General features: G+C 48.6%; 23 protein-coding genes and 1 pseudogene. 9 read left to right on the plus strand and 15 right to left on the minus strand.

From position 1 onward, the window contains the following. Positions 1 to 12: 12 nt before the first annotated feature. Positions 13 to 438, minus strand: a complete 426-nt coding sequence (locus DQN70_RS08500) for a hypothetical protein (RefSeq protein WP_023941118.1) — start codon at positions 436 to 438, stop codon at positions 13 to 15. A 308-nt stretch (positions 439 to 746) separates the two neighbouring features. After that, positions 747 to 1916 (minus strand): annotated as a pseudogene (locus tag DQN70_RS08505) (tyrosine-type recombinase/integrase). A 678-nt stretch (positions 1917 to 2594) separates the two neighbouring features. Between DQN70_RS08505 and DQN70_RS09660 the strand changes: the two are divergent. The 9 genes from DQN70_RS09660 to DQN70_RS08560 are packed head-to-tail and all read left to right on the plus strand — an operon-like array spanning position 2595 to position 6724. Further along, positions 2595 to 2804 carry a hypothetical protein gene (locus DQN70_RS09660; RefSeq protein WP_042226229.1) on the plus strand — a complete coding sequence of 70 codons (210 nt, stop codon included), beginning with the start codon at positions 2595 to 2597 and terminating at the stop codon, positions 2802 to 2804. 12 nt (positions 2805 to 2816) lie between these two features. Beyond that, positions 2817 to 3035, plus strand: a complete 219-nt coding sequence (locus DQN70_RS08525; protein ID WP_023941126.1) for a hypothetical protein — start codon at positions 2817 to 2819, stop codon at positions 3033 to 3035. A gap of 11 nt (positions 3036 to 3046) precedes the next feature. Continuing rightward, positions 3047 to 3328: a hypothetical protein gene (locus DQN70_RS08530; RefSeq protein ID WP_023941128.1), complete on the plus strand. Its 282-nt coding sequence runs from the start codon at positions 3047 to 3049 to the stop codon at positions 3326 to 3328. 12 nt (positions 3329 to 3340) lie between these two features. Then, positions 3341 to 3931 (plus strand): hypothetical protein, encoded by a 591-nt coding sequence (locus tag DQN70_RS08535; protein WP_023941130.1) that lies wholly within the window; start codon positions 3341 to 3343, stop codon positions 3929 to 3931. 17 nt (positions 3932 to 3948) lie between these two features. Further along, positions 3949 to 4365 carry a PcfK-like family protein gene (locus DQN70_RS08540; protein WP_023941132.1) on the plus strand — a complete coding sequence of 139 codons (417 nt, stop codon included), beginning with the start codon at positions 3949 to 3951 and terminating at the stop codon, positions 4363 to 4365. Positions 4366 to 4386: 21 nt separating this feature from the next. Beyond that, positions 4387 to 4917, plus strand: a complete 531-nt coding sequence (locus tag DQN70_RS08545) for an antirestriction protein ArdA (RefSeq protein ID WP_023941134.1) — start codon at positions 4387 to 4389, stop codon at positions 4915 to 4917. A 16-nt stretch (positions 4918 to 4933) separates the two neighbouring features. After that, on the plus strand, positions 4934 to 6208 hold the full coding sequence (locus DQN70_RS08550; RefSeq protein ID WP_023941136.1) for a PcfJ domain-containing protein: 1275 nt from the start codon (positions 4934 to 4936) through the stop codon (positions 6206 to 6208). 26 nt (positions 6209 to 6234) lie between these two features. After that, a complete protein-coding gene (locus DQN70_RS08555; protein ID WP_023941138.1) occupies positions 6235 to 6489 on the plus strand; it encodes a hypothetical protein in 255 nt (84 codons plus the stop codon). Between the two features lie 4 nt (positions 6490 to 6493). Then, positions 6494 to 6724: a hypothetical protein gene (locus DQN70_RS08560; RefSeq protein ID WP_023941139.1), complete on the plus strand. Its 231-nt coding sequence runs from the start codon at positions 6494 to 6496 to the stop codon at positions 6722 to 6724. Between the two features lie 166 nt (positions 6725 to 6890). Here DQN70_RS08560 and DQN70_RS08565 read toward each other — a convergent pair whose 3' ends face one another. The 13 genes from DQN70_RS08565 to DQN70_RS08625 form a co-directional block, all read right to left on the minus strand. Then, the gene (locus DQN70_RS08565; protein ID WP_023941141.1) at positions 6891 to 7460 is read right to left on the minus strand and encodes a hypothetical protein; all 570 of its coding nucleotides are present in this window, start codon (positions 7458 to 7460) and stop codon (positions 6891 to 6893) included. A gap of 116 nt (positions 7461 to 7576) precedes the next feature. Next, positions 7577 to 8086 (minus strand): glycoside hydrolase family protein, encoded by a 510-nt coding sequence (locus DQN70_RS08570; protein WP_023941143.1) that lies wholly within the window; start codon positions 8084 to 8086, stop codon positions 7577 to 7579. After that, positions 8070 to 8531: a DUF3872 domain-containing protein gene (locus DQN70_RS08575; protein ID WP_042226195.1), complete on the minus strand. Its 462-nt coding sequence runs from the start codon at positions 8529 to 8531 to the stop codon at positions 8070 to 8072. Before DQN70_RS08575 ends, DQN70_RS08570 begins: the two co-directional genes overlap by 17 nt. Before the next feature lie 20 nt (positions 8532 to 8551). Beyond that, a complete protein-coding gene (locus DQN70_RS08580; RefSeq protein WP_023941148.1) occupies positions 8552 to 9406 on the minus strand; it encodes a toprim domain-containing protein in 855 nt (284 codons plus the stop codon). After that, entirely contained in the window at positions 9406 to 9990 is a 585-nt protein-coding gene (locus DQN70_RS08585) for a conjugal transfer protein TraO (protein WP_023941149.1), read from the minus strand. Before DQN70_RS08585 ends, DQN70_RS08580 begins: the two co-directional genes overlap by 1 nt. A gap of 1 nt (position 9991) precedes the next feature. Next, a complete protein-coding gene (gene traN, locus DQN70_RS08590) occupies positions 9992 to 10912 on the minus strand; it encodes a conjugative transposon protein TraN (protein ID WP_023941150.1) in 921 nt (306 codons plus the stop codon). A 38-nt stretch (positions 10913 to 10950) separates the two neighbouring features. Beyond that, positions 10951 to 12312, minus strand: coding sequence for a conjugative transposon protein TraM (gene traM, locus DQN70_RS08595; protein WP_023941151.1), 1362 nt, complete (start codon positions 12310 to 12312; stop codon positions 10951 to 10953). Then, positions 12263 to 12595, minus strand: coding sequence for a TraL conjugative transposon family protein (locus DQN70_RS08600; protein WP_042226202.1), 333 nt, complete (start codon positions 12593 to 12595; stop codon positions 12263 to 12265). The genes traM and DQN70_RS08600 overlap by 50 nt, the downstream gene beginning before the upstream one ends. Continuing rightward, a complete protein-coding gene (gene traK, locus DQN70_RS08605; RefSeq protein WP_023941153.1) occupies positions 12592 to 13215 on the minus strand; it encodes a conjugative transposon protein TraK in 624 nt (207 codons plus the stop codon). Before traK ends, DQN70_RS08600 begins: the two co-directional genes overlap by 4 nt. Before the next feature lie 6 nt (positions 13216 to 13221). After that, positions 13222 to 14313: a conjugative transposon protein TraJ gene (traJ, locus tag DQN70_RS08610; protein WP_042226204.1), complete on the minus strand. Its 1092-nt coding sequence runs from the start codon at positions 14311 to 14313 to the stop codon at positions 13222 to 13224. Between the two features lie 2 nt (positions 14314 to 14315). Continuing rightward, complete coding sequence (locus DQN70_RS08615) at positions 14316 to 14945, minus strand: DUF4141 domain-containing protein (RefSeq protein ID WP_042226209.1); 630 nt, start codon at positions 14943 to 14945, stop codon at positions 14316 to 14318. Between the two features lie 32 nt (positions 14946 to 14977). Beyond that, positions 14978 to 17464, minus strand: a complete 2487-nt coding sequence (locus tag DQN70_RS08620; RefSeq protein ID WP_023941161.1) for a TraG family conjugative transposon ATPase — start codon at positions 17462 to 17464, stop codon at positions 14978 to 14980. After that, complete coding sequence (locus DQN70_RS08625; protein ID WP_023941163.1) at positions 17461 to 17838, minus strand: DUF4133 domain-containing protein; 378 nt, start codon at positions 17836 to 17838, stop codon at positions 17461 to 17463. Before DQN70_RS08625 ends, DQN70_RS08620 begins: the two co-directional genes overlap by 4 nt. Positions 17839 to 17840 lie beyond the last annotated feature (2 nt).

A 17840-nucleotide genomic window follows, 5' to 3' on the forward strand; every position in this document is an offset into this window, starting at 1 on the left:
ATACGAAATAAGTCAATTTGTCCGATGGAAAATCTTCCCGTTGCAAATCTCCCCATCTTTCTCTTGTTTTAATTTTAGATTAATATCTAACGTTTGGTACAGCTCCATTCCCTCAGAAGAGGTGAAACACGGTAGGACTACAAGGTCCTTATTTCCCGCAAACTTATTCTCAAGGGATTTTCTTAACAGAGGAATTGATTTCTCCTTGGATTTTACAATCGTAATTTGGTAATCTCCTGTTGATATAGATTGAACCGCAGTTGCAGACAAAGGAGATAAACTGAATTTTGCGTCTCGTAAAGAAACCACAGCCACTGTCGTCTTGTCTATTGACAGCTTCTCTTGCTTCCCTCTATAGTAATAGAAGGTCTCCTGAGAGAAAGCATTAAATGACACCGAAAGCATCACAATAGATGCCAAGAATAGAATTTTTCTCATAGACAGATAGATTAATGTTAGTATTCCTTATTTACCCTAATCCCTCTTCAAGTCTTAACATCCGTCTCTTTCAGGAGGATAGGCTAAGTCTATAAATCGCTTACGCTCATACAGTTTCTATTTACACAACTGATCCCGGAGGGTAGAGAAACTCAAAAAGACCTTTGATCAGAGGGAGAGGATCTGTACTACCCTCGCCCCTAATATATAAATAAAAGATGAATCTGCAAGCATTTTTGAAAAAAGTACACAAAGCCATAATTAATTATTGCAATTGCACTCGCTTTTTGCAAAAGGATACCTATTTATTATGAAGTTTTTATTAGTCTCTCCATATCGTTTGCAATCTTTTGGTCAGTGATTTGAGCGTAGATTTGCGTGCTGGCAATGGACGAATGTCCCATCATCTTGGCAATGCTCTCCATCGGAATACCAGCCTCCAAAGTCAGCGTACCGAAGCTATGGCGGGCAACGTGTCAAGTTAGCGGAGTACGAACGCCACACGCCAAGCCCACGGCTTTGAGATGGGTAAGTAGTTTGCCTTTGCTCATCGTATCGGGAAATACCTTGTAATCCCCCTTGCTCTCTTTGATGTAAAGAGAAAGTATCTGCTCCGCTATCGGATGCAGAGGTATTAGGCTCTCCACCTCCGTTTTTTGTCTTGCCTTGCGGATATATCGCTTCCCCTCGCTGTTCGTTTCGATTTGCGAAGCTCGGAGGCTCTGCAAGTCGGCGAATGCCAACCCCGTAAAGACAGAGAAAAGAAACATTCTTCGGCTTAGTTCCGCTCCCTCATCCTGCAATGGGAATGCCAAGAGTTTTGCCACATCGCCCTTGCTCAGGAAACGAGGTTTGCGCTCCACGGCTTCATATTTCACCTCTTCAAACGGATTGAAGCGTATTGTCCCTTGACTGACGGCTCGATACATCAACCGACTCAACCAACAGAGATGCTTGTTTATCGTTGCAGGAGCATAGCCCTCCTTCTTCAAATAAAAACGGTAATCATCAAAAAAGTCTATCGTTAGAGCCGTTAGGGGAATATCCTCTTCGCCACGATTTCGCACAAAAGCATTGAGCTGTTTATCGGAACTTCGATTGTTGCTATACGTTCCCTCACTCTTGCTTTCTCTTTGGGCATTGAGTTCCTCTGTACTAAGGGCAAGAAGTGTCGTTGGATTCCGTCCGATGCCTTGTAAGTAGTTCTTCAGAAGCTCAGCACTCACTGCTCCATATTTGTAGAGCAAAGTATTGTAACCCTGTTCGATTTCCTCCCGAAAGGTTTGTAGGCGTTGGTTGGTCTTCTTGTCCATTGTTTCCCCTCGCTTCACGCTCCAATCGTGGGGGTTGATGCTTTCGCCTGTGGTTATCACTACGTTCGCTCCGTCAATGGTGATACGACAAAGGATTGCCGTTGTACCGTCTGCTTTAGTCTTGTTCTTATTGATATAGAATAGGATTTTGAATGTACTGCGCATAATCTTTTCGTGTGCTATGTAAATGGTAATTACTTTTTTTCTAAAATCTATCATTTAGGTCTAAGTAATTGGCTATGAACAGCCTTTTGAGTTATGATTTTCAGCAGGTAATGATTTAGCGACCTATCTTCTGCAATGACACACAACGCTTTGCATAACTCGAATAACCTATTGCAAAGGTAATATTATCTACGGAGAAAGACGAAACTTTCTCCGTTTTTCTTTTCTAATAGTTGTCTGTTCAGACAACGGCTTTCATTCTTTTCGTCTTATTCCTCACGATTATGGCAGTCTTTCTTGTGAAGGCTGCCTTTCATTTTTTCGCTCTGTCCTCTGCGGTGTTCCTCTCCACGTTCCATTCTATGTATTCGCATCGGGATCGGTTGTTCGTTGTCAGCGGCAAAGGTAGTTCCGGGCTTTCACGGACAAAAAAGGTCGAAGCGGCAAGCCGTTATGGCGACAATCTCCACACTTCCATTTCATTGCAGGTAGTATTCTCGCCATAAACCTTGTTTGTCCTAAGCCCTACCTTTTTACGCCACTGAAACGAAAACGACCGACCCGACGGAAAAACGCATAAAAAAAATGTCGGAAACACGAGGACAGAGAAAATGAAAAATGGAAACTCAACTCCCTCACCTCTGGAATCCGCATAAAATCAAAAAAAAATCAGACAAGATGAAACTGAGATACAAAATATCAATTTGGGTGGCACTTGCACTCGCAGGGTCTCTCCTTTGGGGCGGAAGCGTCTGGCTTTGGCTGGCAGGGATATGTGTAGGAAAACTCCTCATTCGGCTACTCCTTGCCATTGTTTTGGCAATCGTCGCATACATCTTGGCTTATGCTCTCATCATCGGGGCAATACTTTGGTTACTCATTTCTTAAACAGACAGATATATGAAAAGAAGAAGCAAAACTATCGCACAGCAATGCAGATACTACGAAGTGGACAACATCTTCGAGTATATGGTATCGGTTTACCTCAACGGAAACATATCCGCCTTTGGGGAACTATACAAGGAACTCAATCGGAAAGACAGAAAGGAATTTATATTCTATCTCTTTTCAGAAGTTGAACCTATTCATATCCAAGAAATCATTTTAGCAACCATCTAAATATAGGAATTATGGAAACATTCAGTTTTTACCAAGACCGAAAGGTTACTTGCTGGGAACGCACCCGATTTGAAGTAACAGCCGAGAATTACGAGGAAGCCGTTGCCCTTGTCAAATCGTGGCAAGGTGAGGACGTACTCTGTTTTGAGGACAACGAGAAAGTCATCATTACGGACGGAGAAACATTATATGACACCTCCGAAAGCCTATCCGTAGAGGAAAACGGAGGGAAACCGACTATCGAGGTCTTTGCGGACAATGGAGAAGACATCATCAATAATACAGCCCGATAACACCAAACGAATATGAGAACGGAAACAAGAACATACGAGGTATATAACCTCCACGAACTGACCAAAGAGGCACAAGCAAAGGCACACAGCCATTGGGCGGAACATTTCAACTATGGTTGGGACGAAGAAAACCGAAAGACATTGCAAGCCTTTGAACAGATATTCAATATCAAGGTGGACAGATGGTCATACGATGATTATTCCTATTGGTATCGTTTCACTTCTCCTTACAGCGAGGAAGAAGATAATTTGAAAGGGGTTAGACTTCTGAAATACCTTGTCAATAACTATTGGAACGACTTGTATATGCCCAAAACCATTTGGGGACACAATTACAAGACAAAGCGCAAGAGCCGTGTATTCGTCACCAATGATTGTGTTTTGACAGGCTACTATATGGACTATGAGATATTACAGCCTATATACGACTTTCTGAAAATCCCCGACAACACCACCCTTTACGAACTTATGGACAAGTGCTTAAACGGCTTTTTCAAGGCTTGCAGGGATGATATGAAATACCAACTCAGCGAGGAAGCCTTTGCCGAGAGCTGCGAAGCCAACAGCTACGAATTTCTTTCTGACGGAACATTATTCAACTGATAAAAACAACAAAGACAATGAAAGGTACAGAGCATTTCAAGGACGTTATCCAAAACTATTTGGAAACGAAAGCATCATACGATGAACTCTTTGCGGAGAATTTCCGCAAGGAGAGCAAGAACATAGACGAGTGCATTACCTACATCTTGACGGAAATCCAAAGAATGGGGTGTGCAGGTCTGTCTGATGAAGAGGTATATTCCCTTGCCGTTCACTATTACGATGAGGATAACATCGAGGTGGGCAAGTCCATCAACTGCCAAGTCGTGGTAAACCATACTATCGAACTTACGGAGGAGGAAAAAGCAGAAGCACGGAAAAAGGCTATCGAGCGATACCAAGCGGAGGAATACCGCAAACTGACCGCCAAGAAACCAAAAGCGGAGAAGCAAGTGGAACAGCAGATAGCACAACCCTCACTATTCGAGTTTTAACCCTCTAAACAACAAAAGGAAATGGAAACAAAGGAATTGAACGAAGCACGCATCTATGTAGGCACTTATGCTAAGTACAACAACGGCTCATTGCAGGGCGAGTGGGTGGAACTTTCGGACTTCTACGATTTGGACGGCTTTATGGAGCGTTGTGCCGAGATACACGAGGACGAGGAAGAACCCGAATATATGTTCCAAGCGTGGGAGGAAATACCCGATGGACTGATAGACGAGAGCCATTTGGAGGAAAACTTCTTTGAACTTCGGGAGGAGTTGGACAGACTGAACGACACGGAGAAAGAAGCCTTTTGGGTGTGGGCGGACGGCAACAACGCCCACCTCACACAAGACGCATACAGCCTTGTGAAGTCTTTCCAATCCGACTACATCGGAAATTATGCAAGCAAGGAAGATTTTGCGGAGGAACTTGCGAAAATGGAGAATGAATTATCCGATTTTGCATTGAGTTACTTCGACTTCTCCAAATATGCCGATGACCTTTTCGACACGGACTTTTGGTATAAGGACGGCTACGTATTTCGTAACAACTGATTAAGGAGGACAGATTATGAAACCGAGAAACAGATTTGAGAAGGCAGTACTTGCCGAGAGCAAAAAACTGCGACCGATAAGCAAGACACAATGTAAGTGGGCATTCCGTGAGTGCATAGACCACTTCGCCTATCGACTGCCCAAAGGTCGCACAACGTGTATGGATTGTGGGTATAGTTGGATAATGGAGAACCCAACCGAACATTGCACTTGCCCTCATTGTAGAGCAAAGTTGCAAGTCCGAACGACCTTTGAACGCAAGATAAGGCAGAAACAATACTTTACGATACTTACCACTTGTGGAGCATACCAAGTACTAAGAATGTTTCTTCTTTCTGTGGAAATGGAGAAAGGTTGCAAGGCATCATCATACACTATTGAAATCGGTCAGTATTGGTGGAACGCACAAGGAAGAAAAACGATTGTTGCCATTCAGAGAGTATTGGGCAGATACATCGACACCTTTTCTTATTGCTCGCCTATGGCAGTCAGAAACGACAACGAAGCCTACCGCCATATATCGTACTCACAGATATATCCAAAGTTTAAGGTTACGGACACTCTCCGCAGGAATGGATTTAAGAATGATTTTCACGGCATTGTACCAACCATTCTTATTCCAGCCCTATTGTCCGACAGCCGTGCGGAAACATTGATGAAAGCAGGCAGAACCGAGCATCTGAAATACTTTCTTGACAATTCGAGGGCATTTGACGCTTGTTGGCAATCCTATAAAGTAGCCACTCGCAACGGCTATGACATAGAGGACATTTCGATATGGTGCGACTATATGGATATGCTCCGAAGATTGGGCAAGGACATACACAGCCCGAAGTATGTTTGCCCCACTGACCTGCATAGGGAACACGACCTAAGACAAAGCGAACTTCGCAAACAAAGGGAAAAGGAAGAAAAGGAGAAGAGACGCAAAAAGGCAATGGAGGACGAGAAACGTTTCCACGAACTCAAATCAAAGTTCTTCGGTATCTCATTCACAGACGGTACAATCCAAGTCCACGTTTTGGAGAGCGTGCAGGAACATTTGGAGGAGGGAGTGGCAATGCACCATTGTGTGTTCGACAATGCCTACTATCTCAAAGAAAACTCGCTAATCCTTTCAGCAACCATCGAAGGCAGACGGATAGAAACAGTTGAGGTCAATCTTGACACGCTCAAAGTGGTACAAAGTCGTGGCGTGTGCAACAAGAACACAGAGTATCACGAGCAGATAGTGAACCTTGTCAATGCCAATCGCAAACTGATAAGGCAAAGAATGAGAGTAACAGCATAAGCAACTATCACCAAAACATCACAGATATGAAAGCAGAAATAGAAAGCATCGTATGCAATTGGGCGGACGAGATACCTCATATCCTTATAAGGGTAATCAATGCCATTACTCTATCCGCCAACGAGAAGGAATTGAGAGCAGCCGTCAATCGGATAGCCGAAGAAACGGAACTTGACAAGTTCTTTGCATACGGCTATGGCACACACCATTTTTGGCTTACCCACCGCAGGTTATCAAATGGAGAGCCAAAGGAACACAGATTATTAAAGGTTGAATTTTGAGAATATGAAGAAGAAAGTTTATAGAGTACGGACGCAGTACATTTTCGAGGGAGTTTTTGAGGTAGTTGCCGAGAGCAGAGAAGAAGCACGACAAAAGGTCATTCAGGATTGCGGAATGGTGATGGGCGGAAACATTCACAGCACCCTGCCCGATGAGGAGGTGAATTGGGCTTTCTCCACGCACCCCGAAGTAAGTACGGGACAGATAACCGTTCAAGAAGAGCAGACGGAGTAAAGCGGTCGGCAGATTTGCCGACCGCTCCTTTCTTTCGTGAGCCTAAGCGGATAAAGAAAGGAGCAAAGAAACCCCGATGAAAAACATCTCGTTACTTTTGACAGTGAGTTGAGACGGCTCAAAAGTAACAAAAAGCCATAGTTAAACCTCCATAAAAACGAATCTTTTACTTCGCAATATCTGAAAGTCGTTTTTGGTTTTCAAGCAATTCATTAATGTCAATGTCAGAAAGACGAACAATAGAGAATGGAGCTGTTTTCGAGCTAACATACTCTTTAAGTTTTTTCGCTTCTTCATAAAGGGCTTCAATCCAAGTAGGATTAGCAATAGTAGAATAGTATTTATTTGCTAATACCCCGTTTTCTCTAAAGCATATATTCGCTTCAAGAGAATATCTACTACAAATAGAATATTCATCCAGAGATATTTGATTTGCAAAATTCTTAAAGTTTGTAAAATCAGTATCTACTGATTGTATTTGGGAAAGGAGTTTTTCTATCTTATGAGAGCACCTCTTGATTTGTTCATATGTTTTCTTCTCATCATCTTGACTTTCAAGAAATATAAGAGCCTTCAGAGAACATTCTATTGAGAAAAGAATATCAACCAATAGTTTACTCCTATTTCCTATGTGAGTAAATCCGTGTTCATTAAATAGTGTACTAAATCGTGCTAAATAATCTCCACTGTCTTGCAAGAAAAATCCTGCAATTTCTTGTCTTAAACTTTCATTCATAAATTTTCTTATTTTGCATGGGTAAAGTTACTCATTCATAACAAGAAAGGCGAATAAAACGGTAGGAAAACGCCCCTTGCGGAGCATAAGAATGTCGCAAGAGGCGTATTTGACAATCAAGGTACATAAAACAGAGCAAACTCTACTTTTCGTCGTTTGACAAGCCCTCTGAGAACTTTGCCCTTGTATCGGCAGAAAGAGACAAATTCACGATAGAAATTCCTGTCGCCCAACTCTATCTTTCGTAGCAATTGGCTCTTGGCATACTTCCCATATCCCAGCAATCTGCCCACTCCGACATTATAGGACAGGACGGCAAGAAGCAAGGCATCCTTCCCATAGTCCTTGAACATCATCAGCCGCTTCATCAGGTCAGTCCGAAGCAGGGAGTCTGCCTGCCGTTCCGTCATCGCCGCCGTGAACCGTTCTTCGGGCAGAAGCCTGTGTCCATAGCCTACATACGGGTAGTCTTTCCAAGTATGCAAGCCCTCGAAGTGTTTGATGCAGACAACGGCACGCTCGAATGGAGGGAGTGAGAGCAGGAGATTTCTTCCGTCCTGAGCGGAAAGGCGGAAGTAGGAAAGGCAGATAAGACACAAGAGGGCAAGTTTACTTCCTATCCTCATCTTTCCTCTCCTTTTCCTCGTCCTTCTGACTGTTGAACTCAAACGAGAGTTTTGCCGTCTGTCCGAAATTATCCTCCACATACACGTCTATCGTCTGCTGGTCGGTGGAAGCGGATGTGTAGTAGAGCCTGAACTCTTCTTTCGTGAGCGGGTAACGGTCATTGGGTTTGAAGACCGTGCCGTTATCCATTTTCAATCTCCCTTTGCCGTCAGGTTGGAAATAACGGATGGTATAGCGTGCGTCTTCAAACCGTCCCTGCCGTTTGAGCGTGCAGCGTATCTCCGCCGTCTGTCCCTTGACGATGTGCTTCTGCACCGGCATCGTCTCTACCGTGAACGGGTACGCCTGCTGAATATCCAGCTCGTGATTACAAGCAGATAGACAAAACCCTGCGAGGGCAAGCACTCCCATTACCCAAATCGTATTCAATATTTTCTTTTTCATTGTTCGTTATCGTTTTGTTGTTATACACTGTTCCCTGCATTCTTGAAAAGCAGAAACTCATTCAAATCCTTGTGGTCGGCATACAGAGAGCTGCGGTCAATGACCTTTTCCCTGAAATCAGCTCTCAGCCTTTCCAATGTTCTTCGTCCCGCCTCGTCATTGTCGAGGAAGCAGTCAATCCTCTCATAGCCGTGCAATGCTCTTACAGCCTTCTCCACGTTGGAAACGGAATTAAGGACAAGCCAGTCCGAAGCAATGATACCTAATAGCATAGCGGAGAGGCAATCCATAAATCCCTCAAAGACGGAACACACGTCCGAGCCGTTACGCTTCAGGGAAATATCCTTCGGCGGTATGCATCCCTTGAAGAAGCGGTTGCGCAATTCCAATCCTCCGGCATCGTTGTGAAAGCCGATGGCATAGTACCGTTTGCCATGCACCCGGTATCGAACCTCCTCGCAGTTGGGTATGGCAACGTGGGTATTGATGCCCCGTTCTTTTAAGTAGCCCAGCAGTTTGGCGTCCTGCAACGGTCGCACCCAAATATCCTCAAAGACGGGTTCTTTCTTTTCGCTTCTTTGCGGTTGTTCCAAAGCAGGCAGCGGACACGTTCCGCTCTTGGCGATGAAAGCCGCCCGCAGAAGAAAATCACCGCTTCCGATAAACTCTCCCGCCAAGTCGAAGATGTCGCCGCCTTTGCCCGTCCCGAAATCGAACCAAACATTCTTGGCTGTATCGACCTTGAACGAGGGTGTCCGTTCCGTTCGGTAAGGGGCGGAATACCACAAGGCGTTTCCTTTCTGTCTGGTCGGATGAATCCCCATCGCGTTCAGGAAGTCCGCAATGGGAATCTCTCTCATCTGTCGTGCGTCCATCAGTCCAGCATGATTTTCAGTCCGACACCGTACTGCGTATGGAAACGTCCTGTAGACCCTCCCCACAGGCAACGCTCCCTGCCATAGAGCAGCAACACCAACCTGTCCGACAGATAGGTCTCCGCCTGCAAGGTAACGGCACCACCATAGAGAAAGCCGTCCTTATTGCGCAGCGTCGAGCCGTCAAAGAGTCGTTTCTCTCCGCCATTGACCGTCTCATAACCCGCCAAAGCGGAAATGCCGGCAGAGAGGAAGAAGGTCTTGCTGCCGTCCGAAAGCACACCAAAGAAGAAACCTCCCTCGCCCGTGAACTGCTCCGTAGGAATACCGCTTTCCCGATAGGGTTCATATCTACGGAGATACTCCGCCCCGAACACCCATTGGTGTCCGCCTTTCGTGTAGGTGGCAAGCGCAGCCCCGAACGAGTATCCTGTCTCATTCTTTGAGGAAGCGGAATAAAAACCGTCCGCCATACCTGTGGTCAGGCGTATGCCCTTCATCTTGGGCAGACAGCGTTGGGCGTGTGCCTGCCCTGCAAGGAGGGCAAGCGACACGACAAACAGGAAAAACAGAGACTTTCTCATACTACTTCACTTTGAGTTCGTCAATCACTCTTGCACGCACAAGGTCTTCGTTCTCCACGACAAAGGACTGGTGTCTTCCTCCGTTCTTCTCGTGCATCTCCACAATGAGATGCTTGTCATCGGGGATGGTAAACTTCTGAAGCGTGAACACCGTGCGACTGCTCTTCTGCCCCGCTACGCAGGTAACATAGTTGTAGGCACGCAGCGGAAGCAGCACCTGCTCCTGCATAGCGGTCTGCTTGGCGACCTTCTTGTCCACGATCTTGAACGTGATGAAGTCGATGTCGAACGGTACGTTGGACTTGTTGCGCAGTTCCGTATGGAAGTACAGCAGTCCGTTGTGCGAGTACAACCCTTTGAGCAGGTACTGAATACCGAAGGACTTGCTGCCGATATGCTTCACCGTCCTCTTGTCCTCCTTGTGAATGGACTTCATGATGAGCCGTACCAGCATCGGACTCTCGCTGCCGAGTTCCTTGAGATAGACCTCCATTGCATTGTTCGGGCGGTTTACGCTCGCACCGTCGTGGATGAAGTCCGCCATTTCCACATTGAGCAATAGCGGCTCGTTGGAATACTTGACATTGAAGGTGTAAAATGCACCGTCCTCCGTGATCACGCTCATGTTCGTCTCCTCACGGAACTCCTTGACTGTCGCTTTCACACGGATAACGTTCTCCGCTCCGTCCGCCTTTCCCGCAATGAGGTTGGGCGAACCCAAATCCACATAGCGCACGGCAGAGGGGAAGATGATGTGCACCGTCTTGTCGTAGGTGATTTCCAAGCCGTGAGGCGGTATCATCCGCTCAAAGGCAATCTTTCGGGTCAGCCCCTGATAGAGGTCTCCGCTTAACGTCGTTTCCTGTGCGTTGGCACAGACTGCACCCAGCATCAGGGCGATGGCTAAAACTGTTCTTTTCATTTTTACATTGGATTAAAGTGGTGAATAATAACTGTGAATTACTTGTTTTCGGGTTGGTAGAGCAGCACCCTATATCCTGCTTTCAGATGCACCTTGACGGTACGCATTTTCTTGGCAAAGTATTGGCTCGTTCCCTGTATCAGCCCCTTGCCGAGGTCAGAGGCGAGCTGTGCCCCCGCATCGGTGGAGATGTTCACGCTGCTGCCTACGGATGTCCCCATGTTTGCGACAATCTCCTTGGCGGCACTGCGCTCCATCGAACCGGGAATGAATATTCCTGCCTGCCCGTCCGTGTCATAGACCGACAGCTCCACGGGAATGATATTTCCCTGATATTCCAGTGAAGAAATGACAACGGCAAGCCGTTCGCCCTGTACCTTTGCCGTTCCCACGACGAGGGCGTTGCGTGGAATCTCCCTGCCCGATACCAACATCGGCTCCAAGAGACGGAAACGCACTGTCTGCCCGTCCGTAACCGTCTGCTGAGTATGCACACAGGCGGAGATGGTATTCTTCTCCGTCAGCGGGGCTGTTCCGATGGCGGTATGGAACATGTAGTTCCTCTCCTTGACATATTCGGAGCGGAAAGTCGAGTCGCTCATCGGCTGTGTCAGAGCCGACACCACTTGCTCGCTCACGGGGGCAACGGGAAAGGCTACCGCCTTCCCGTTTCGGGTGGTTGCGACCGCTTTCCTTTCGGAAGCCGTCTCCCCATCCGAAAGCAATGCCTTACTTGACAATTGCTGTCCACCGCCCGACGGCATATACTTTGCCGCCAACTGATAGGACTTTTCGAGCAGAGCCATCTGGTCGTTTACAGTTATGGCAGGCGACTGCTGTTCACTGCTTATGCGGGCTTCTAACTCTGTCAATCGGGCACGCAGTTCCTCTTTTTCAGGGTCTTCTCTCGGTGCTTCATAGAAACTACCGAGCGTGCGGTTGATGTCTTGATAGGCGGATGCAGAGGCGTGGAATCCGGCTTGCGGAGCAGCGGTGTGAGAGCCGAAGCCGTTATCTCTTTCTGATGCGTCTGCCTTCAAAGCCAACTCTTCGGAACTCTGTGCCGGTTGTCCTCCTGTCATTTCACCGAACATGGAACTGAGGCTTTGCATCGCCTGACTTCGTTCCTGTTCCTTCTGTTCCATTATCTCCTTCTCGTAGGCTTTCTTCTTGTCACCGATCAGTTCGGCTGCCATCGGGTCGGGCACTTCCGTGTTGAAGCCCTTTACCTGTTTCTCCTCTTCTTTCTTCGAAGGAGCAAAGATGAGCCACATGGAGCCTGCAAAAAGCAGGAACATCAGGGGATAAATGACAAACTTCTTTCGCCTTTGTCTCTCTTCCTCCGTCAGCTCAGGTGAGGTGCTCGTATCGGAGGTTGTCTTTCTTTTGAATGGGTACATAATCGTAATACTTTAATAGGTTGATACTGTCGTTGGGATAGAGCCGCCTTACTTCTGGGGCTTCTATATGCTTGATTATCGGTAGCGATTCCTCTTCGGAGTGTCCGTCACAGAAGATGCGATACAAACCGTTGAAGAAAACATAGTTGGCAAGGATGGCGAAAAAGAGAAGCATAGTCAGGACGACACACAGCCTCAGATGAGTGGGGATGCGTCCGCACAGGCGACGGAGTCTTGCCTCCGCTCCCTCTTGCATCATTCGGAACAGACTTTTCTTTTTCATCGCTTACGGGTACTGATGTCCTTATTCTCCACTATCTCGAATCCCTCGATATTGAAGCCATTCGGATTGTCGTCGCTGCGGCTCGTATTCAGCAGGCGGCAGACGGTGACGAGACTGCGCTCGGTCACGTTGGTGGCACGGATAATCATTTGTCGGGCATACGTCCGTACCGCATAGGGGTAGCGGTCGAAGTCGCAAAGCACGCTGTCCACCTGCACGACCTGATTGATGTTTCCTGCCACGATACGATTGTAGTACCCTTTCTCGGAGAAATCCCGATAATAGTTGTAGGCACTCTTGTCCGCCAAGAGCAGCGCACGGGAGATATTCCCCTCGATGGCACTCTTATCGGGCGAAAGGGTGAAGAACAGCTCGTGGAAGCGGCGCACATGTTCTTTCGCCTCCGCCGGTCTGTTCTGCGACAGATCCTGCGACAAGGCGAGCATCAGCGACTTACCGCCGTCCAGCACATAGATTTTCTGCCTCTGGGCTTCGGCAAAGGAGTAGGCACTCCATACCGAATAGCCCGCAAGGGCGGCACACAGGCAGACGACAACCAAGGTAAAGAGGCGTATCTGCCTGAAACTTGTTTCGATATTCTTTAATGACTTAAATTCCATTGCTTTTTAGTTTTGTTCCGATGGTTCAGAGGATTGGTTTCCTCCTCTGTGAAATAATTTTCCAGCAATCTCTCTTCCCTTGCTCCCTGCATAGTTCATCGCATTTCGTGCGTGTCCTCCGGCGAAACCGCCAACAGCTCCACCCACGGCACCTGCGATACCGGCGCCCTTTGCAGCAGCAAGTCCCACGTTCTTGCCATAGTTACCTGCACCTCCTGCCTGTATCACCCAGCCCGCAACGGTCGGAATGGTGAAGTAACCGATAATACCGATAATCATGAAGACAAGGTACACGCCGTTCGAGGCATCTATCGTGTAGGTCGGGTCGTTCTGCAACTGTGTGATGTCGTGCTTGAGCATCAGTTCCTGAATCTTTGCCAGCATCGAGCTGAACAAATCCGCCACGGGCAGCCACAAATAGATGGAGATATACCTCGTAAACCACTGCGTGAGGGTACTCTGAAAACCGTCCCACACGGAGATGGCGAAGGCTATCGGTCCCAAGATGGAGAGGACAATCAGGAAGAATGTTCGAAGCGTGTCAATAAGCAGAGCGGCAGCGGCGAAAAGCAGTTCCAAGAACTCCCGCACCATATTGCGGAACCATTTCTTGAAATTGTACATACTGCGCTCCACGTACATTCCCGCCATCGTCGCCATGTCCGAGGGAGCGATACCGAGTTCATCCAGTTTCTTGTCGAACTCCTCGTTGCTGACCAGATAGGCTGTTTCGGGATTTTTCACCATCGACTCATACTCTATCTTGTCCCGCATCTTGCGGTATTCATCCATGCTGAAAGTCTGTTTTTCGAGCATCTTGTGCGTCCCCTGCACGACGGGACTAAGCACGCCGTTGATGGTGTCCAAGACCATCGGGAAAAAGAGGATACAGAGACCGAGCGCAAACGGACGGAGCAACGGATAGACGTCAATGGGCTCGGCACGGGCAAGCGTCTGCCATACCCGGAGTGCCACATAGAAGAGTGCACCCAAGCCCGCAATGCCTTTGGCAACGCCTATCATGTCGCCGCACATGGGCATCATCTCCGTGTAAAGGGTACGGAGGACTTGGTGCAGGTTGTCAAATTCCGCTCCCATACCTACCAATACCTTTCATTATCCGTTCCATAGAGCGAGAGCACCCGGTCGGTGTCCTGCTGTTTCTTGGCTCTGAGATAGCTCACGGAGATGTTCTTATTCGTGTAGTAACGCACGAGGTTGCGGTAGTCCCGCACCTCCTTGTAGCAGCGATCCACCACGTCCATACGCTCCTTGTCGGTCATCTTCAGCGTGGTGATGTTCACCACCTGCTTCAGTTCCTTGAGCAGGTTGTTGCTCTCTCCGAGCAGTTTGGTATAGCCGTTGGCAATGGCGACCAGCTCCTCCGGACGGAAGTTCGGGTCGGAGAGCATTTTTTTGTAGTTGTTCACATAGATGTCGGAGATTTCCCCGACCATCAGGATGGTCTCCTTTACCCTTTGGGCATCCCGCACGAGATCATTTACCTTTTTCAGGGCATCGTAGTACTTCTTGCTCTCGTTGTAGAGCTTCTCCACTTCCTTGAAGTTATCGAGCGTATTCTTGACCGTCTTGGAGGTCTGCACTATTTCCTTGGTCGTGTTGATGATGCTCTGTGCAAGGTTGGTGGGGTCAGTGACTACCCATTGAGCGTGTGCGCTGCCTGCCAAGAGGCAACCGCACGTGATAAGCATTAAAATTCTCTTTTTCATTTTACGTTGGATTTTAGTGTGATTATTCTTTACTATTCTTCTTCGGCGAGCTGCCTGACGGCAAGCTCCATGTTTCCGCCGAGTTGCCCGGCACGGGCGAGCACCCGCATCTTCTCGGTCTCCTCTGTCGTGTAGGTGAGGTATTCGGCTTTCGACACTTCGGTGGCATAGACGGCGGACTGCACGCCACCGAGTCCGATCCACACCTCCTTGTACGACCGTGTGGCATCGTTGCTCTGGTTGATGGAGAGGATCTGTCCCCGTTCCTTGTCCGTCAATCCCAAGAGTGCCTGTATCTGATCGAACTTGTTCATGTACTTGCGCTGGTCAAGAAGTATCTTGCAGTCGGAGTTGTTGATGATACTTTCCTTGACAATATCTGAGGAGATGATGTCATCCACCTCCTGCGTCACCACGACCGCCTCGCCGAAGAACTTTCTGACCGTCTTGTAGAGATACTTGATATATCCCGCCATATTCGCAGACGCAATAGCCTTCCAAGCCTCCTCGATGAGGATGACTTTCCGCACTCCTTTCAGCCGTCGCATCTTGTTGATGAACAGCTCCATAATGATGATGGTCGTGATGGGGAAAAGGATGGGATGATCCTTTATCGCATCAATCTCGAAGACGATAAAGCGGGCGTTCAAGAGGTCGATCTGCTTGTCCGAGTTCAGCAGATAGTCATATTCGCCACCCTTGTAGTACGGCTCCAGCACGTTGAGAAAATTAGCCAAGTCAAAATCCTTTTCCCTGACTTTTTTCTCACGAAGCAGAGCCGAGTAATCGGTGGTGAGGTATTCGTAAAAGCTGTTGAACGAGGGTACGATGCCGTCGTCCGTCTTGATACGCTCGATAAAGAGCGACACGGCATTGGAAAGGGCGACCTCCTCCGAACGGGTGGCAGGCTCGTTGTCCTTCTTCCAAAGGGTCAGCAGCAGGGTCTTGATGCTCTCCCTTTTCTCCACATCATACACCTTGTCGGTGGTATAGAAGGGATTGAAGCTGATGGGATTTTCGTCCGAATAGGTAAAGTACACGCCATCTTCTCCCTGCGTCTTGTGGCGTATCATCTCGCACAGCCCCTGATAGCTGTTTCCCGTGTCCACCAAGACGATATGGGTGTTCTGTTCCCAATACTGCCTCAAGAGGTGGTTGGTGAAGAATGACTTGCCCGAACCCGAAGGTCCCAAGATGAACTTGTTGCGGTTCGTGATGATGCCTTGCTTCATCGGCAGGTCGGAGATGTCGAGATGAATCGGCTTGCCGCTGCGGTCAGCCATCTTGATGCCGAATGGAGACAACGAATCACGGTAGTTGGTTTCCTCATTGAAGAAGCAGACCGCCTGCTCGATGAAGGTGTAAAAGCTCTCTTCTGCGGGGAAGTCGGCTTCATTGCCGGGAATGCCCGCCCAGAAGAGCGTCGGCACATCCACCGTGTTGTGCCGTGGCTTGCACTCCATCAGTGCAAGCTGGCTGCCCACGTCGTTGCGGATACGGCGGAGTTCCTCCTCGTCCTCACTCCACGCCAAGACATTGCAATGGCAGCGGACGGAGGTAAGTCCGAAGCTGTGTGCCTCGTTCAGATACTCGTCAATCCACTGCTTGTTGATTTGATTGGAGCGACTGTAACGGGAGAGCGAGTGCATGTTCCGCGCGTTCTTCTCGAAGCGTTGCAGGTTCTCCGCACTGTCGTCAATCAGCACATACTGGTTGTAGATATGGCTGCACGGCAGCAACAGCCCCACGGGAGCAGCGAAGGAGAGGCGGCAGTCGCTGCGGTCGGTGGACAGGCGTTCGTAACGCATATCCGTACCGACCAGTCCGGGCAGGTCTTCCGTATCGGAGAGCGTATGCAGGCAGAGCCGCTTGTCGCCGATACGCATCCGGTCGGCTCTCAGGTCGATGTCCTCCAAGACCGTCGTGTCGGAAAGGGAGAGCGAGAAATACTTCTCTATCAGTCCCGGCTTTTCCTCCGTGCCGACAATCTCTTCATCGCTCAGGCGAGAGAGATGAATAAAACCGCACTCGTTCATAATCCGCTCGAACTGCTCGGTGGCTTCGATGAACTTGCGGGCGGTATCCCTGTCCCGTACCTCCTTGGGGATGATATGCCCACGGCAGAGCGTGGAAAAATTACTCTGCTGCCGGCTGCGGTTCTTCGTCGTCTTGGTCAGGAACAGGTAGCAGGCGTGGTTCAGGAAGGGTCGCTCGTTGAAGTGCCGCTCGAAACTGCGGGAGAGGAAACTCATCTCCTCCTTTTGCAAGTCCGGACGATAGCCCTCCTTGACAAACCAGTCCTGCTTGTGTACGACACTGTAGGTCGGCAAGACCTTGATTGCCTTTACCCAAGCCGAATGGATGGCGGCATACTCCGCACTTGTCACCGTATAGAGTTCGGGAAGCTCGACCCGAAAGGCGACCGTGATGTCGGCGTCCTTCGAGAGGATGCAGCCCTCTTCGACGGCAAGCAGCGGGAAGCGGTTCTCCAGCGTGGTGGCTTTCAGTACGTTTCTCATTTTTTGTCCTCCTTTCCTTCGTTCATTCTTTTATTCTCTTTTCTCTTTCGTCTCGGCAGTTCCTTGTGCCGCAGCAGACGGGGAATGCGTCGTCGGTTGATGAGGTATCGGGGATGGCTGTGCAGCGCGGAACGCTTCATCAGCCCGTGTTCCCCGTACTTCCTGTTCAGAGAGAAGGTCTGCCACACCAGAACGGATGCGGCAGTCCCTCCGAAGCCGATACAGATCCATTGATTGACACCCACCATATAGAGGATGACAAACAGCACGAAAAGGGCGAGCAGCCCTCCGGCAAAAATGAACAGGTATTGGCTTTTGAGTCCCTGAAACTCTACCGAGCGACCGATTCCCTTGTTGATGGGATAGGTCTCCATAG

This window comes from Porphyromonas crevioricanis, assembly GCF_900476255.1.
Taxonomy (GTDB): domain Bacteria; phylum Bacteroidota; class Bacteroidia; order Bacteroidales; family Porphyromonadaceae; genus Porphyromonas; species Porphyromonas crevioricanis.